Here is a 15,021-nt window from a genome sequence, read left to right as displayed (position 1 = left end):
GGTAGTCGATGGCTGATCTAAAACTGGTGATGCTCGGTTCTGGCGGGCATGCGCGTGTGCTGCAGAGCATCCTTAGTGAAGTTGGGTTTGATTTGCACGGCTATGTCGCCCCGCGCGATGTTGATTCAATTTTGGGCTTACGCGCCGACGGCAGCGATGTGCCCTGGTTGGGTTACGACGCCAACCTCATGGAGTTTTCTACCGAAGAGTTTCTACTGGTCAATGGTTTGGGTTCAACCTCGAGTTTGCGAGGTCGTGCATCGGTGTTTGCCAAATTCAAGGCTGCCGGTTTCAACTTTTTGCAGGTTGAGGCACCAAGTGCGATTGTGGCCGATTCGGCCAGCATGCTCGAGGGTGTGCAGGTGCTCAATGGCGCAATAATCGGCCCGGATGTGTTTATCGACGACAACACCATTGTGAACACCGGCGCAATCATCGAGCACGGTTCGAACATCGAAAAAAGCGTGCACGTTTCGGTTGGTGCTCGAATTTGCGGTGATGTCAGCATTGGTGCCAACACCCACATTGGTGCCGGGGCAACCGTAATTCAAGGCATCTCAATCGGTGAAAACTGTATTATTGGCGCAGGTGCCGTGGTTATCCGCGACATCCCAGACAACCACATCGCGATCGGTGTTCCGGCTCAGGCCAGCCCAATCGAAGAGCAATAGGAGGCTAAGTGCTAAAAAACCTAGCCGACCTCACTGTGGCTCCAGCCGCCACTTTGCTCGACACCATTTCGGCAATCAACAAGGGTGCCAAGCAAATCGCTTTGGTCATTGATGCCGACGGTCGCTTGTTAGGCACCGTGACCGATGGCGACATTCGACGCGGGTTACTTCGCGGTTTACTACTCGAAACGCCAATCACCGAGGTGATGAACTCACGACCACACGTTGCTCGACTTGAAGAAGATGGGCAAGAGGTAATGACGCGTGAGATTCCGCAGCTCATTCATAATGTGCCGGTGGTTGATGCCGATGGCCGCGTGGTTGGAATGTACACCGATGAAGATCTGGTCACTCCGCTTGAAATCAGCACCCCGGTAGTGTTGATGGCCGGTGGTAAAGGTGTGCGCCTTTATCCACTAACTAAGGATGTGCCCAAGCCGATGCTCAAAATTGGCGATACACCCATCCTTGAAATTATTTTGCGCAAGCTAAAGTCGCAGGGTTTCAAAAACGTGTTTATTTCGGTCAACTATTTGGCCGATGTGATTATCGACCACGTCAAAGATGGTGCCTGGTTGGGTCTCAACGTGACATACCTGCACGAAGATAAACCGCTCGGCACAGCCGGTGCTTTAGGGCAGTTGCAGGGTTCGGTCAACGAGCCGTTTATTGTCATGAATTCTGATTTGCTCACCAACGTTGATTTTCGTTCGGTGGTTCGCTTTCACAAAAAGCATCAGGCCAAAGCCACTTTGGGCGTGCGCGAATACACATTCCAAATTCCTTACGGTGTGGTGAATATTGAGGGCACCGAGGTTGAGTCAATTTCAGAGAAGCCAATTCACCGCTCAATGGTGTCGGCCGGTATTTACGCGCTTGATCCGTGGGTTCTGGGTTTGATTCCGCAGGGTGAGTATTGCGATATGCCAACTTTGCTCGACATGATTAAGTCGAATGGCCAGAAAGTTTCGGCGTTTCCAATTCACGAGTCTTGGTTAGACATCGGTCGTCACGATGACCTAAACGATGCTCGCAATAACCTCGAACACTGGCTTGATTACTAGGGGGAAATCATGCTCAACGATGAGTTAGTTATCGCCTTCATCCCGGCTCGGGGTGGTTCAAAGGGTTTACCCGGCAAAAACATGATGAAGATCAGCGACAAAACTTTGATTGAGCGCGCCATTGATTCTTCTAAAGGGTTTTTACTGGGCACCCCAGTTGATGTGGTTGTGGTCTCTTCTGACGATGATGAGATTCTCGATGAGGCCCGTCGTCTTGGTGCGGTTGATTTTAGGCGCTCAACTTTTGCATCCAGCGATGAAGCTTCGGCCTACGATGCACTGCACGATTATTTCAACAATCCTGAAACATTGGTTTCGCTTGAAGATAGCGACCCTTGGATTGTGTATTTGCAGCCCACTTCGCCGGGGCGCAAGGGTCGTCACGTTGAAGAGGCTTTTCACCTGCTAGGCCCCGGAGTTGATTCGGTTGTTTCAGTCGTTGAGCCAGACAAAAGCCCTTATTGGGCCCTAACCGTTGGGCCAACCGGTCGTGTTTCGACGATGTTCCCTGAAGCTTATGGGCAGAATCGCCAGGCCTTGCCGAAGGCGTATTTGCCTAACGGTGCGATTTACATTTTCAAGTTGAGTGCATTGATGGCGGCTAAGAAGGTGCCGGTTGAGGGCGCGGCTGCTTACGTGATGGATTCGGTTTCAAGCATCGACATTGATTCGCGTGAAGATTTTGAGCGAGCAAAGCGTTTGATTGAAACCATCGAAGAGGTTACCGGTGCCGATGAGTTTCCGATTCAAGACAACGGGGACGATAGCTGATCGCTGAGCAAGTTGGGTCTGCTTCACCTGCCTCGCTCGATGATGTTTGGCGGGTTTTCGAGCGCATCGAGGCCGAGTTTGATTTGGTCAACTGGAAGATTGCCGGTGTTTATTTTTGGCCGGTGTTGCGCGAACGGATGATGCGTGAGGTGCTCGAGCAGTTGGGCATCTATGAGCGTCGTGTTGAGCAGCCTAAGGTTGCGCGTAAGGCGCCAAGTGAATTTCAAATCCCGCAGAGTAAGTATGCGGTTATTCCGTTTTTGCGTCGCGATGCTGCCGGGGTTGATCCTTTTTCTGCAGATATTTTGCGAATCTTGGATGAGGCGGATGCCCGCCCGTTGATTTTCGGCATGGGCGATGCTGATTTGGTTTCTGATAATCCGCAGGTTGCCAAGCGACCGCACGTGGAGGAGTTGGAAGCTGAATTCGCGCACCGTTACCGTCGCCGCGCACAGTTGCGTGTCTTGCCCGCGTATTTGAATAAACGTTCAGTTGATCGCTCACGTTGGAAAAACTTTATTGTTTCGCTGAATGCTGCCCTAAGCGGATTGGTTGCTGATGCTTCTGTTGAGGGTGCGCATGCCGCCGCGGGCACCGAGTCCGTGCGAGCGGCGACCTCCGCGCGCACTGCTCAGTCGTTGACGTCAAAATACGCCGCTTTCCCAACTTGGTTGATTGTTGATTTCATCGCCAAGCGCATCGGCTGGAAAAAGCTTTTTCGGCAAACTTCAGTGCAGAAACTTTTTGTCGTGAACGCTTGGAAGCGCCCGCTGATTGCTGGTGCCCAAGATGCGGGCGTGTGGGTGGTTGAACCCCAGCACGGCTTGTTGAGTGAGTTTCATCCGCTGTTCAGTTTTTCTGGCCGAGTTGCCGAGTCGAGACAAGTTGAAGCTGCCTTGGTTGAGTCGGCAGAACCTCTCGAAGCTGTCGCTTATTTGCCTAATGAGTTGTATACCTGGGGCGAGTTTTGGGGCGAAAACCTAGGGGCGCCAAAGTCTTTGCAAATTTCGGTGGTCGGTGCACCAAGTTCTATGGCCGAGCGAATGGGTAAAGGTTTGGCTTCGGCGGTTCGGCTGCCCGGGTCTGTGTTGATTGCCTCACAGGCTCAGCAGACTTCGAAGCTGTTTGAGCTCGCTGTTCGCGCGGCGAAGGCGAACCCAGATTTGCAAATTACACTCAAGCCGCATCCGCAAGAAACACGTGAGCAATACCGCCAGTTGATTATTGATTTCGCACAGGCCGAGGCCGATGCTACGACCGCCGCTACGGGCCCTGCCGCTGGCCCCGACGGTTCCGCAGGCGCTTCTGGCCCCGACGGTGCCGCCGCGGCACCATCTTTCACACCGCGCGACACCGAAACCACTTCCATCAAGGTCGCCTATTCGTATTTACCCAGCAACTTCAAATTAGCTAACCCGGATGAGCCCGCACTTCCACTGATTGCCAAAAGTGAGTTCGTTGTTGGAGTGCACTCGATGGCGCTGGTTGAAGCCATTGCTTTAGGCGCCAAAGTCATCGCGCTAAAACTGCCAGGCTTCGAGCACGTGCGAGCTATAGCCGAACGTGGAGACTTGCTTTTGGCTGAGGCAGATTCTGATCTCTCGGCCGAGTTTGCGGCTGCTCGAATTGCCGGAAACCCGCTCAAGTACTTTGCTAAACCGCTGTCTCCCGAACAGTACTCGTCTTTAGTCCTCAGTCTTCAGCCCTAATTTCCCGGCCTCTCTAAGAAATATCGACTCTGGTTTAGGGCATCAGTAAATCAGCGCACGGGGGATAATTGCCTTAGCAACTAAACAAACAAAGGCCTTAATGTCTCAGCAATCAAATCTAGAACCGCAAAAAATCGCCAGCGTGCGCGAAGTTTGTGAAGCCTTCTGGCAGATTGAAAAAGAAGAAGACCTTTACAGCTGGGATGTCCTCGGCGTTCGCATCTGGCCACTGGTGCGTTTTCGAATTTTTTACAACCTCACCAAAAACTCTGGTGTTTACGCTTGGAAGGCCTCAACTAAATTTCAGTTGCCCGAAGGGTATCCGCGCTTTGAAGGTAAAAAAGGCCACAAAGTCTTATGGAAAGGTGTCACCGGTTGGCGCTGGTATTTGCGCAAACTGATTCCCGACTCAATGCGTGACGAACGCCTCGTGAAGTGGCTAAAAGCCAGCGACATGATCGCCCCATTCTCAAACCGCAACGCGCAAGGCATCGATCGCTTCAGCCAACCAATTGAAGATTTGCTCGGCGATGACGCCATTCGATTCGGCGTTGGCTCATACGATCGCGAACGGCACTGGCCCCACCTCGACAATCTGCAAGGGCACTTCAGAAAACGTTGGGGGCTGTTGGCCTCGCTCTATGTTCGGCTTCGGTTGAGTAAAGCCGACTACGCAAAATATGCCCGAGTAATAAAATTTCTTGAGCAGGCGGCAGGTGCCTCGGCCGGAAATTACAAGAATTTTCCACGCTGGGCGGTGCGCAACTTTTTAGCTGAGGGCCGCGGTTATCGCATCCTGTTCAAGCGCCTAAACCTTAAGCGTCTTTTTATCGTCAACGCCAGTCGCATGAATTTTATGGGTGCAGCCCAAGCTGCCGGCATCAAAGTTATCGAACTGCAGTGCGGCGTATTCAGCAAATACAACATGCAATTCTCTTGGCCAACTCGCCCAGAGGTGCCATACATTCCAAACGAAATCTGGACTTGGGGGGAGTACTGGACAGCAGGCATCGAAAACTCGGGCAGCCAAGAAATTGTTGTTTCTGGAGCCACCGAAGAATTTGAAGCGGTGCGCAAACGCGCCGAGGCGGCCGGTTATCGGCGCCCGCCAAAAACAGTGGTGGTTATGTCCCAACCTCTAATCGGCCTCGAGCTCTATAAAAATGCCATCGAATTAGCCAAACTCGAACCCGAATACAAAGTTGTTTTCAAACCACATCCCAAGGATGAACTCAGCGAATTTACCGATGTTGGCCCGTCGAATTTCTCTATTGCCGATGAGAGCGCATCATCACTAGAACTTCTGCTCGAGAACGAAATTTGTGTCGGAGTATTCTCGGCAACTTTGATCGAAGCCGCCGGACTAAAAAACCGCATCGCAATTTTGAAGTTAGCAGGCTGGGAGCACCTGTCTCCACTGATTGACGGCGGTCATGCCCGAGCCTTTGACACAATCGAAGAACTTTCAGTGCACCTGGGCAACCTGCCAGAAATTACCGACGGATACTTCTTCTACGGAAAGCGCGTTCCCTACGCCGAACTGCTAAAGACGCGCTAGAGCGCAGCTAACTCCAAAATCCTCGCTAGAGCGCAGCGTCTAACCTTTTACAGCGTGCTTTTTGCTGGCGAAATACGAACCGATTAGCACCATCGGGAACCCGATCAAAATTCCGGTGGTAAGCGGTTCTGCCAAAAACAAAATACCCAGCACGATTGCAACCGCGGTGTTTAGGTAGGTAATCAACGTCGCACGAGCAGAGCCAATCTGCTCAATCAGCGCAAAGAAGATTACGAAAGCTAGCGCTGAACAAACCACACCAAGAACCACGAGCGAAATCCAAGATTCGGTCGAAGGCCCAGCTGCAATTTCAGCCGGCAAGTTCGCCAACGCAAATGGCGCATAAACAATCGAAACAATCACCATCGACAGTGAAATCACTCCGATCGTCGGCACCTCACCCGCTTTTTGAGAAACCATCATCGGGGCAATTGCATACCCAATCGATGCACCAATCATCATCAAAACCGCCACCGGGTCGATGTGACCGGCAAAACTGTCAATTCCGACGAGCAGAACTACGCCGGCAAAGCCAATCACCAAACCCAGGATGGTTTTTGGATGCAAAACTGACCGATCTTTCAACCACACCAGCGCTAGCAAAATCGCAAAAAATGGGACGGTGGCAACCAGCAATCCGGCCAAACCACTGGTGATGCTGCGCTCAGCTTCGGTAATCAACCACCAAGGGCCAACCATTTCAATGAAGGCGAAAGCAAGCACCCAAGGCCATGCTTTCAAGGCCGGGCGTATAGCGTTACGTCGAATCGCAAGGGGCAGCAAAACCGCTGCGCCAACCACAACGCGAGCAAAAATAATTGTCGGAGTAGAGAAGTCTTCAACGGCAATTCGGATGAAGAAATAAGGCAAACCCCAGGCAACCCCCGCGGCAATAAACAGAAAAAGACCCTTGCGTGACATACTTTCGAGCCTATCGGGGAATTTGACCCCCCAATGTTGTGGTTGGCTATTTTCATGTCACATGAAATCCACACCTCAACCCCAATTCTTTCGGCTCTAGAAACTCGCTTTTCAACCCGTGCCTACGACACCGAATACCAGCTTTCAAAAGATGAGCTAACCGCTGTTCTTGAAGCAGCGCGCTGGGCACCTTCGGGCAACAACGGTCAGCCTTGGCGCTACTCGGTGCTTCAGCGCGGCACCGACCTGCACACCAAAGTTTCTGAGGGGTTGTCAGGTTTCAACCGTTCATGGGCACCGATGGCCTCAAACCTAATCGTGGTTTCAACCCAGAAATTCAAAGCGGATGGCAGCGCCTATGGCAGCGCCAAATTTGACGCCGGTCTATCGGTTGGTCACCTGATTGCTCAGGCATCCTCGATGGGTCTAGCAACTCGAATTATGGGTGGAATCAACCACACCGCGATTCACGAAACCCTGGGGCTCGAAGATTCACTCGAGGTTCTAGTTGTAATTGCTCTTGGCAAACCAGCTGCTTCACTCGATGGTCTCGAGCAAGGTTTGGTCGAACGCGAGCACGCACCTCGGGAGCGTCACACCCTTGACGAAATCGTGCTGCACGGTCGCCCTTAGACTAATAGCGTGACCCCCATTGTTTACGCCGCCATCTCGGATGAGATCAGCGGTTGGTACGACTCAATCGGCCCTTGGCTCTTCTATGCAGCGGTTTGGGGTTTGGTTTTTGCCGGCACCGGTCTATTTATCGGAGCCTTTGTTCCGTTTATCACCGGTGACTCACTGGTCTTTGCCGCCGGTCTAGTTTCTTCAAATCACCCCGATGTGAACATCATCCCGATGGCCATTGGCGTGGGCATTGCCGCTTGGTTGGGCGATCAGGTCGGCTATACCCTCGGTCGTCACTACGGCCGACCCTACCTCGATAAACGCAAAGGCGATTGGCTGCAAAATGCAATTGCCAAGTCTGAAAAGTTCTATGCTGCCTGGGGTTGGTGGGCCGTTGTTATTGCTCGGTTTATGCCGTGGGCGCGAGTACTCATTCCGGCTATTGCAGGTATTTCAAAAATGAACTACTACAAGTTTTTTACCGCTAATTTGGTGGGTGCGATTGCTTGGGGAACCGGGCTAACTTTGGCCGGATACTATGCGGCAACCATTCCGGCGGTAAAAAATGCTTCGTATGCGATTGCAATTTTCTTCATCACCGCATCGGTGATTGCTGGGTTGCGCACCTGGATGAAAAACCGTCGCGCTTCGCAGGTTTAAGGCCTAGCCGCGCGGCGTGCCCGGCCAACCGGGCGTCTCGCCAACCGGGCGGCCCATCCGGCGGCGCCCACCGGGCGGCGCCCACCGGACGGCGCCCACCGGCGCTAGGCACCAACTAGTTCAGCAATTTCGGCAGATTTTTCGCGGGCGTAAAACTCGAGTTCTTGCGCCGCCCAGCGACCGAAAAATTCATCGTTTCCTTCGCGGTTCACCCAGCGCTGGTAGCGCGTGGGTTCATCAACTTCGAGCCAGACGGTCAGGTTAGCAAGTTCGGCATTGGCTGTCGAAAGCGAACCGCAGCCTTCAACAATTAGGGGAGTACCGCCACGAAACTCTCTCCAATTTCCGGTGCGGGCATTTTCCGCCCAATCAAATTCTTGCCATTCAGCCTGCCGCTGACGTTTGCCGAGCTCGTCGAATTTTCCGTTTACTAGCGGTCGCAAAATCATCCGATGCAAATAATCGCTGCCCGCTTCGAGGCCATCCCAGCCTTCGTAGAGGTCATCCATGTGGATGATTCGCGGAGCTGACTCACCTTTGCGAAATAGTTCGTTTTGCAGTTTTTCGGCAAGGGTTGATTTACCTGAGCCGGCGCGGCCATCGATCAGCACAATCGGGGTGGGTGTGCCTTCATCCACCAGTTCTAAAACTCGATCGGTGATTAGTGCGGCGAGTTCGTCGATTGGTTTGATGTTGGTTTTAGGCACCCTCAGATTATGCCTCGATAAGCACGTCTGGGTGCGAGTCGAAACGGTAGCCGCCACCGCGCACGGTGCGAATGATGTCTTCGTAGCCGGCAATTTTTGAACGCAAACGGCGGATGTGTACGTCGATGGTGCGCTCGTTAGGGGTGGTTTCTGCGGCTTCGTCGGCCCAAACGGTTTCGACGATTTCTTGGCGGCTGATGGTTTCGCCAGTGTTTTCGATCAGGTAGGAAAGCAGTTCAAATTCTTTTGCGGTGAAGTCGGCGTTTTCGCCGTTCACGTAAACGCGCTTGCGTAGCAGGTCAACGGTTACGCCTTCAGCTGGCTGGTTGCTGTCGCCTTGGTTTTTGATGGTCAACTCGTCGAGTGCGCGTGGGTCACGCAGGGCTAGGCGGGTGGCGTCGATGTTGCGGCCGCCAGCATTTTTTGGAGCTAGGGCAACAGCAGCGTAGGTTTCGTTGGCTGCCTGTGGCACAAGTTCGGCAACGGTTTTGCGAAGTGCGCTTACCAATTCGGTGAGTGAGACGCCGGCTGCTGCCGCGGTTGCCTCGTCGATTCCGACGTATAGTGCGAATCCGCGGGCTTCGGTTTCGGCTGGGACTGCTTTGATTGCCGCAGCGGTAGGAGCGGTTGGTGCGGTTTTGATTGCGGTGTTGGTGCGGTAGCTGTTTAGGTGTGCGATTGCCATTTTTCAAAGTCCTTGATGTGTGTTGTGTTTGCGATTTTTTGGAGTTGTTCTGAACTCGAACCGAGTACTCGAATCACGAGTGTTTGTCGGGTGGGGGCTGTGTCGGCTAACAAAAAAGCCGGGATCTTTCGATCGCCGGCTCCATCGGAAAATGCTGTTCCGTGGGTTAGCGACACATTCGCATACACATACACATAACAGCCATCATCTGGGTGCGCGAAACTTCGCGGACTGCAGTGATTTCAAAGTTGCTGTTAGACATGTGTAAAAAATTACGTTGTGTTTTTCTTTTTGTCAAATATTCCGGGGTCCCGCTGGGAATGGTTTTCCACAAATTTTCAGATTGCCATTCGTGGATTTTTGTACGGCCTCACTCTCGATGTATGAACACTTTCTTTTCCAGGTCAACGGAACCTGTTTCCCCCGGGTCCACTCAGTCGATTTCCTCTGGGTCCACTCAGTCGATTTCCCCTGGGTCCACTCAACCTATTTCCCCTGGGTCCACTCAGCCGATGATTGATGCGGAAATTTTGGAACTCTTAGTTGGTGAGTCGGATCGATTGGCGTCGGAGGTCTGCGGTTTTGTTTCTGGCCCTTCGAGAGACTACCTCTTTCAAACCGAAGGATTACCTACCTATTTACCGATTACCTCGGTAAAAACCTGGCTATTTTTCTTAGGTAGAGTTCGGGGTTCATCAGGTGGCTCTTCAATTGATCCCTACGGATACCGGGAAGCGGCAGCACTTCGCCGAGCTAAAAAATACCTAGGTAATCCTTCTCAGCTATCAGACACAAGAGATGCAGGGCTCACGGCACTTAGGGCGACCAATTCAGTTTTGTTAGCGGTACCAGCTAAACGCCGACAGGAATTACTTAGGTATTTTTGTGTCCACCCAACAACGACGATTCCCCTGCTCGCTCAATCGATGCGTGTGACCCAGGCGACAGCCCGACGCTGGCTTGAAACCTTGGCTCAATCCAGAGATTTTTCTTGTGAGCTTCGGGGGAGTCGACTCTGGTTTACTTGCGAAATATTGATGCGGCTTCACGAAGCACACTTCATCAGAAAGGTTGAGTTTTACTTAGGTAAAAATAAAAGTTTTGAGTTGGCAAAAACTCTTGAGAAATACCTACTTAACACCGAAATACTTAGGTAAAAGTTGCTTGGTTTTGTTCATGGATTTGGAAGGAAAAAAAGAGAGCTAAGCCGGCTATGGTGAGCAATCCACCCTTGGAGTGAACAAACTCACTCATCTACAAAAAATTACTGCGCAGTCCCGTAAAGACGATCGCCCGCATCGCCCAGTCCGGGCACGATGTACCCAACTTCGTTCAGCTTCTCATCCAGTGCTCCAAGCACCAACTTCACTGCGCGACCGGCAACGTGCGCCTCGACCGCGGCCAAACCTTCCGGAGAACCAATCAGGCAAACCGCAGTCACATCAGTCGCCCCGCGCTCGAACACATAATCGATCGAATCAATCAAGGTGCCACCAGTGGCCAACATCGGGTCGATGATGTACACCTGGCGTCCAGTCAAATCATCCGGTAGGCGGTTTGCATAGGTGAAAGGCTGCAAAGTTTCTTCATCTCGCTTGATGCCCAAAAAACCAACCTCTGCGGTAGGCAGCAATTTGGTCATACCTTCAAGCATGCCTAAACCTGCTCGTAGAATCGGCACGATAATCGGTCGAGGATGCGCCAACTGCACACCAAAAGTCTTTGCGACCGGTGTCTCAACTTCGATTTTCTCGACCCTCACGTCGCGCGTTGCTTCATAGGCCAGCAAGGTAACCAACTCTTCAACCAACTGGCGAAAAACCGGCGATGGTGTGTTTTTATCACGCAGCACGCTGAGTTTGTGAGTAATTAGAGGATGGTCGGCAATGTGAACTCGCATAGGCTAATGCTATGGATTTATCAGCCCTGATGGAAATTGCTATCAATGAGGCCGAACAATCCGGTGACGATGTTCCAGTCGGGGCGCTAATCATCAACCAGCAGGGCGAGATTATTGCCCAAGCCCACAACACTCGCGAGCACCTGGATGACCCAACCGGTCACGCTGAAATCAATGCAATCCGCCAAGCCGCAGAGAAAATCGGTGACTGGCGCCTAGAAAACTGCACGCTGATAGTCACCCTAGAGCCCTGCGTGATGTGTGCCGGCGCCATTGTGGCGGCAAGAATTCCAAAAGTTGTTTTCGGCGCCTGGGATGAACGGGTCGGCGCATCAGGCTCGCTTTACGACCTACTGCGCGATTCTCGACTGGGCGCACCAGTTGAAGTCATCCCCGGAGTTTTAGAAGAAAAATGTGCTGAACAGCTGCGTCAGTTTTTCGCAGCAACGCGCAACAAATCAGGTTCTAAATAAATCACTCGGGCCGCAGGCACAGCCTCGCGAACCGCAACCTCAGCTCGGTCAATAATTTCAGCAATCTCGGCACCCGAAGAATTTTCGGCAATCGCAATCTTTGCGCCCAGCATCAACTCTTCTGGCCCAAGGTAAAGAGTCTTCATGTGAATCACCGATTGCACCCCAGCACTTGCGACAAGCGCTTCGCGAATGCGAGCCGTGTCACCGGTCGATGCGCCCTCGCCCACCAGAAGCGAAGAGGTCTCGAGACCCAAAATGATGGCCACCAAAACCAGCAATCCACCAATGGCCAAAGTTCCGATAGCATCCCAAATTGGGTCGCCGGTCACAACCGAAAGACCGACTCCACCGAAAGCCAAAACTAGTCCGGTAAGTGCGGCAAGATCCTCAAGCAAAATCACCGGCAATTCTGGTGCTTTAGCGTGGCGAACGAATTCGACCCAGTTCTGGTTGCCGCGAATGTGGTTCGACTCTTTTACTGCGGTGCGCAGCGAGAAGCTTTCCATGACAATGGCAACGGCCAAAACCGTCAGCGGCAACCAAACCATTTCCAGTTCGTGCGGGTGGCTTAGCTTGTTGATGCCTTCGATGATCGAAAACATTCCACCGATTGCGAACAGCACGATCGAAACCATAAAAGCGTAAATGTAGCGTGAGCGACCGTAACCAAACGGATGCGACTCTGTCGCCGCACGGCGAGCGCGCTTGCCACCGATAATTAGCAAAACCTGATTTCCAGAATCAGCTACCGAGTGAATACCTTCGGCGAACATCGATGCCGAGCCAGAAAATGCTGCGGCAATAAATTTTGTGATGGCAATTCCAATGTTTGCCATCAGTGCGGCAATGATTGCGCGCATCGAACCTTCGGTGCTCATGAATTTCCTACTTCGCTTTATGGTGCTTACCCGATGTAGTAGCCTATTCCACGGTGACGTGTCCGAGCGGCCGAAGGTGCAACACTCGAAATGTTGTGTACGTTAACGCGTACCGTGGGTTCAAATCCCACCGTCACCGCGAGGTCTGGCGTATGGCGAATCTGTGATTCGACAGCCGAGACCGAGACCGCCTTTGGTCTTGAGTGTTTGAGAAAATATTCTGCAGGCCGAAGGCGGTTTCGTTTTAACCGGCGAAAGCTCACCTATCTCAATCGAGCTGCGAACACTTCATCCATTGATCGCGAAAAGGTTGCACTGATGTGATCGGCGTTGCGGTAAACGTAAACCCCGCCGACGCTTGCCGTACACATGCCGCCTGGGCAATACACATCGGTGAAATCAAGGATGCGAATCTGCTTTGCATACGGACCGGTAGAGCCCCCGGTGGAAGCAGCGCCGGCGACAAGTTCGGCACCTAAACTGACTGCTGCGCTAACCGCAGCATCACCAACAAATGCGTTAGTCACATTCATCGAACACATCGTGGCGTCACGCACCGCGGTTTCGAAACACTCTTTCATCGCGGCATCCATCTCGGGATTATCGCGAATCACATAAAGTTTCGAACCGCGTTCAAGCAGCGAAGTGTATGCAGCCGCAAATCCTCGGGCCAAAACCTCATCGGTGACACCGGGCAAATCAGCCAGGCGGTTGCGCGCATATGAGGCGGTGAACACAATGTCGTAAGGGTCGGCTGCAGCCAGTTGCGCACTTACCAATTCGTTCCATTTGGCGCAAGCCACACCGCGCTCTTCGCTATTGCGCTCGACCAGGCTGAACGAACAGCCGGCGTGATAGCTCAGATCAAGTGCCCAGCCGCGCTCTTCAGCCAAAATCTTTAGCGCACCCAGATGAGTTGCCGCATGTGAGTCGCCGATAAGCAAGACTCGAACCTCGCCCTCGGTGATGCGGCAAAAATTTGGTTCGGTTTCAAGAGCCTTAACCATGCAAACACTGCCGGCATCCGCCGCATCGCGTTTCGCAAAATCGAGAGTCGGCACCACATCTTGGTTTGCTACGGGGGAGCAATCGGCTTTGCCAACCGAGCGGGCGCCAAAACATTCACTTGCCTCTGCAGTGACAAGTTTCTGCTGTTGTTCGGCCACCGAAGCTTGGGCTGCCAAACCGGCCCCAAGTGCCGCCCCGGCGCAAAGCACACTTGCCGCAACTGCGACCGCAAATTGCCGAGAGATTGGCAGTTCCCTAATTTTTTGCGAGTGTCGAATGCGATCTTCAACCAAACGTTTTGAAGCCCAAGCCAAACCCAAGCAAAGCACCAGCACCGCAACCAACTCATAATTGCTAAGTTCGCGCCCAAGCGCATAACCGGCAAGGATAATCACCGGCCAGTGCCATAGATAAAGCGAATAAGAAATGTCGCCGAGCCAAATGACTGTCCGAGAGAAAAAGCGACTAACCGCACCTGCTGGCCCGGGCCAATCGGAAGCAAAAGACAAATCGGCTTTCGCCCAGATAACTGCCCCGGCCCCCAAAGTTGGCAGCAGCGCCTGCCAGCCTGGAAACGGCAAACTCTCATCAAGCCAAAATGTGCTCAGAACAATGGCAGCAAAACCAACTGTGGCAACGCCTACACGCGCACTCGGTGAAAGCAGCCGGTCTGAGGTGCGCATCGCACCGACCTTGCTCAGCGTCGTGGCGACTCCATTGGTGCCTAGCGCCCCAACCGCCAACAGTGCACCCAACCCAAACTGCCAAACCCGGGTGAGGGTATTGAAGTATGCAAAAGTTGCATCGGTGTGTGATTGCCAAATCGAAAAGGCGAACGAGGCGGCGACGACCACACCCTGCACCGCAACCGAAAAGCGTTTCTTGCCCGCAAAAAACAGCGCCCCCAACAGTACCGGCCAAACCAGATAGAACTGTTCCTCAACTGCCAAAGACCAATAGTGCTGAAACGGATTCGCCGCACTGGCCGCAAAATAGTCGGCCTGACTCAAAGCCAATTTGAAGTTTTCAAAATAGAAAATGCTGGCAAGCGCATCTCCGGTAAATTCGCTTCGGGCCGCAGCCGGAACAATTAGCCATGAACCAATAACAGTTGCAAAAATAACCAGCAGCGCCATCGGCAACAAACGCCTAATGCGCCGCAACCAAAATGCGCTAAGTGCCGATGACTTAGATTCACGAAACGCTTCAAGCCACTTGTCTGATAGCAGCGAGCCAGTAATTAGAAACCCTGAGATTACGAAAAAAACATCGACTCCACCAAAGCCGCCAGCGAATCGATGCGGCCAAAGATGAAAAGCCAGCACCATCGCAACAGCGGCGGCGCGCAGGGCTTGAATGTCTGCTCGCACCTTCATCGCCTAGAGTTTA

The 15,021-nt window shown here is 52.7% G+C and carries 15 protein-coding genes and 1 tRNA gene; 10 read left to right on the top strand and 6 right to left on the bottom strand.

The annotated features are described in order from the left end of the window. Positions 1-8: 8 nt before the first annotated feature. From A4Z71_RS06165 to A4Z71_RS06145, 5 genes are all read left to right on the top strand, one after another. On the top strand, positions 9-671 hold the full coding sequence (locus A4Z71_RS06165; protein ID WP_070955027.1) for an acetyltransferase: 663 nt from the start codon (positions 9-11) through the stop codon (positions 669-671). A gap of 8 nt (positions 672-679) precedes the next feature. After that, the gene (locus A4Z71_RS06160; RefSeq protein ID WP_070955026.1) at positions 680-1,735 is read left to right on the top strand and encodes a nucleotidyltransferase family protein; all 1,056 of its coding nucleotides are present in this window, start codon (positions 680-682) and stop codon (positions 1,733-1,735) included. 9 nt (positions 1,736-1,744) lie between these two features. After that, positions 1,745-2,506, top strand: a complete 762-nt coding sequence (locus A4Z71_RS06155; RefSeq protein WP_070955025.1) for an acylneuraminate cytidylyltransferase family protein — start codon at positions 1,745-1,747, stop codon at positions 2,504-2,506. 83 nt (positions 2,507-2,589) lie between these two features. Beyond that, positions 2,590-4,215 carry a hypothetical protein gene (locus A4Z71_RS06150; RefSeq protein WP_070955024.1) on the top strand — a complete coding sequence of 542 codons (1,626 nt, stop codon included), beginning with the start codon at positions 2,590-2,592 and terminating at the stop codon, positions 4,213-4,215. 100 nt (positions 4,216-4,315) lie between these two features. Then, the gene (locus A4Z71_RS06145) at positions 4,316-5,773 is read left to right on the top strand and encodes a polysialyltransferase family glycosyltransferase (RefSeq protein ID WP_070955023.1); all 1,458 of its coding nucleotides are present in this window, start codon (positions 4,316-4,318) and stop codon (positions 5,771-5,773) included. Positions 5,774-5,812: 39 nt separating this feature from the next. On the opposite strand, the gene A4Z71_RS06140 is transcribed toward A4Z71_RS06145, so the two are convergent. Next, a complete protein-coding gene (locus tag A4Z71_RS06140; protein ID WP_070955022.1) occupies positions 5,813-6,694 on the bottom strand; it encodes a DMT family transporter in 882 nt (293 codons plus the stop codon). A 54-nt stretch (positions 6,695-6,748) separates the two neighbouring features. Here A4Z71_RS06140 and A4Z71_RS06135 point away from each other — a divergent pair, with 54 nt between their 5' ends. After that, on the top strand, positions 6,749-7,327 hold the full coding sequence (locus A4Z71_RS06135) for a nitroreductase family protein (RefSeq protein ID WP_070955282.1): 579 nt from the start codon (positions 6,749-6,751) through the stop codon (positions 7,325-7,327). Between the two features lie 9 nt (positions 7,328-7,336). Then, positions 7,337-7,978: a DedA family protein gene (locus tag A4Z71_RS06130; protein WP_236858527.1), complete on the top strand. Its 642-nt coding sequence runs from the start codon at positions 7,337-7,339 to the stop codon at positions 7,976-7,978. 104 nt (positions 7,979-8,082) lie between these two features. On the opposite strand, the gene A4Z71_RS06125 is transcribed toward A4Z71_RS06130, so the two are convergent. Next, complete coding sequence (locus A4Z71_RS06125; RefSeq protein WP_084028446.1) at positions 8,083-8,685, bottom strand: AAA family ATPase; 603 nt, start codon at positions 8,683-8,685, stop codon at positions 8,083-8,085. Between the two features lie 7 nt (positions 8,686-8,692). Then, entirely contained in the window at positions 8,693-9,370 is a 678-nt protein-coding gene (locus A4Z71_RS06120) for a winged helix-turn-helix domain-containing protein (protein WP_070955021.1), read from the bottom strand. Between the two features lie 512 nt (positions 9,371-9,882). On the opposite strand from A4Z71_RS06120, the gene A4Z71_RS07045 reads away from it, so the two are divergent. Continuing rightward, positions 9,883-10,527, top strand: coding sequence for a hypothetical protein (locus tag A4Z71_RS07045; protein WP_145943923.1), 645 nt, complete (start codon positions 9,883-9,885; stop codon positions 10,525-10,527). Positions 10,528-10,634: 107 nt separating this feature from the next. Here A4Z71_RS07045 and upp read toward each other — a convergent pair whose 3' ends face one another. Beyond that, a complete protein-coding gene (gene upp / locus A4Z71_RS06110) occupies positions 10,635-11,270 on the bottom strand; it encodes a uracil phosphoribosyltransferase (protein ID WP_070955019.1) in 636 nt (211 codons plus the stop codon). Positions 11,271-11,281: 11 nt separating this feature from the next. On the opposite strand from upp, the gene A4Z71_RS06105 reads away from it, so the two are divergent. After that, positions 11,282-11,743, top strand: a complete 462-nt coding sequence (locus A4Z71_RS06105; protein WP_070955018.1) for a nucleoside deaminase — start codon at positions 11,282-11,284, stop codon at positions 11,741-11,743. On the opposite strand, the gene A4Z71_RS06100 is transcribed toward A4Z71_RS06105, so the two are convergent. Further along, on the bottom strand, positions 11,701-12,624 hold the full coding sequence (locus tag A4Z71_RS06100; RefSeq protein ID WP_070955017.1) for a cation diffusion facilitator family transporter: 924 nt from the start codon (positions 12,622-12,624) through the stop codon (positions 11,701-11,703). The genes A4Z71_RS06105 and A4Z71_RS06100 overlap by 43 nt on opposite strands. Before the next feature lie 52 nt (positions 12,625-12,676). On the opposite strand from A4Z71_RS06100, the gene A4Z71_RS06095 reads away from it, so the two are divergent. Then, positions 12,677-12,763 (top strand) — tRNA-Ser (locus A4Z71_RS06095). 124 nt (positions 12,764-12,887) lie between these two features. Here A4Z71_RS06095 and A4Z71_RS06090 read toward each other — a convergent pair. Continuing rightward, the gene (locus A4Z71_RS06090) at positions 12,888-15,008 is read right to left on the bottom strand and encodes an acyltransferase family protein (protein ID WP_070955016.1); all 2,121 of its coding nucleotides are present in this window, start codon (positions 15,006-15,008) and stop codon (positions 12,888-12,890) included. Between the last annotated feature and the right edge of the window lie 13 nt (positions 15,009-15,021).

This window comes from Candidatus Rhodoluna planktonica, from assembly GCF_001854225.1.
Lineage (GTDB): Bacteria > Actinomycetota > Actinomycetes > Actinomycetales > Microbacteriaceae > Rhodoluna > Rhodoluna planktonica.
Note: the sequence above shows the minus strand (reverse complement) of the source record. Positions and strands in the feature narration are given on the sequence as shown.

What these genes read in the sequence shown, in the direction of transcription:
- A4Z71_RS06165 (WP_070955027.1), top strand. Translation starts at nt 9, where the DNA reads ATGGCTGATCTAAAACTGGTGATGCTCGGTTCTGGCGGGCATGCGCGT.
- A4Z71_RS06155 (WP_070955025.1), top strand. Translation starts at nt 1,745, where the DNA reads ATGCTCAACGATGAGTTAGTTATCGCCTTCATCCCGGCTCGGGGTGGT.
- A4Z71_RS06145 (WP_070955023.1), top strand. Translation starts at nt 4,316, where the DNA reads ATGTCTCAGCAATCAAATCTAGAACCGCAAAAAATCGCCAGCGTGCGC.
- A4Z71_RS06140 (WP_070955022.1), bottom strand. Translation starts at nt 6,694, where the DNA reads ATGTCACGCAAGGGTCTTTTTCTGTTTATTGCCGCGGGGGTTGCCTGG.
- A4Z71_RS06135 (WP_070955282.1), top strand. Translation starts at nt 6,749, where the DNA reads ATGTCACATGAAATCCACACCTCAACCCCAATTCTTTCGGCTCTAGAA.
- A4Z71_RS06120 (WP_070955021.1), bottom strand. Translation starts at nt 9,370, where the DNA reads ATGGCAATCGCACACCTAAACAGCTACCGCACCAACACCGCAATCAAA.
- A4Z71_RS07045 (WP_145943923.1), top strand. Translation starts at nt 9,883, where the DNA reads ATGATTGATGCGGAAATTTTGGAACTCTTAGTTGGTGAGTCGGATCGA.
- upp (WP_070955019.1), bottom strand. Translation starts at nt 11,270, where the DNA reads ATGCGAGTTCACATTGCCGACCATCCTCTAATTACTCACAAACTCAGC.
- A4Z71_RS06105 (WP_070955018.1), top strand. Translation starts at nt 11,282, where the DNA reads ATGGATTTATCAGCCCTGATGGAAATTGCTATCAATGAGGCCGAACAA.
- A4Z71_RS06100 (WP_070955017.1), bottom strand. Translation starts at nt 12,624, where the DNA reads ATGAGCACCGAAGGTTCGATGCGCGCAATCATTGCCGCACTGATGGCA.
- A4Z71_RS06090 (WP_070955016.1), bottom strand. Translation starts at nt 15,008, where the DNA reads ATGAAGGTGCGAGCAGACATTCAAGCCCTGCGCGCCGCCGCTGTTGCG.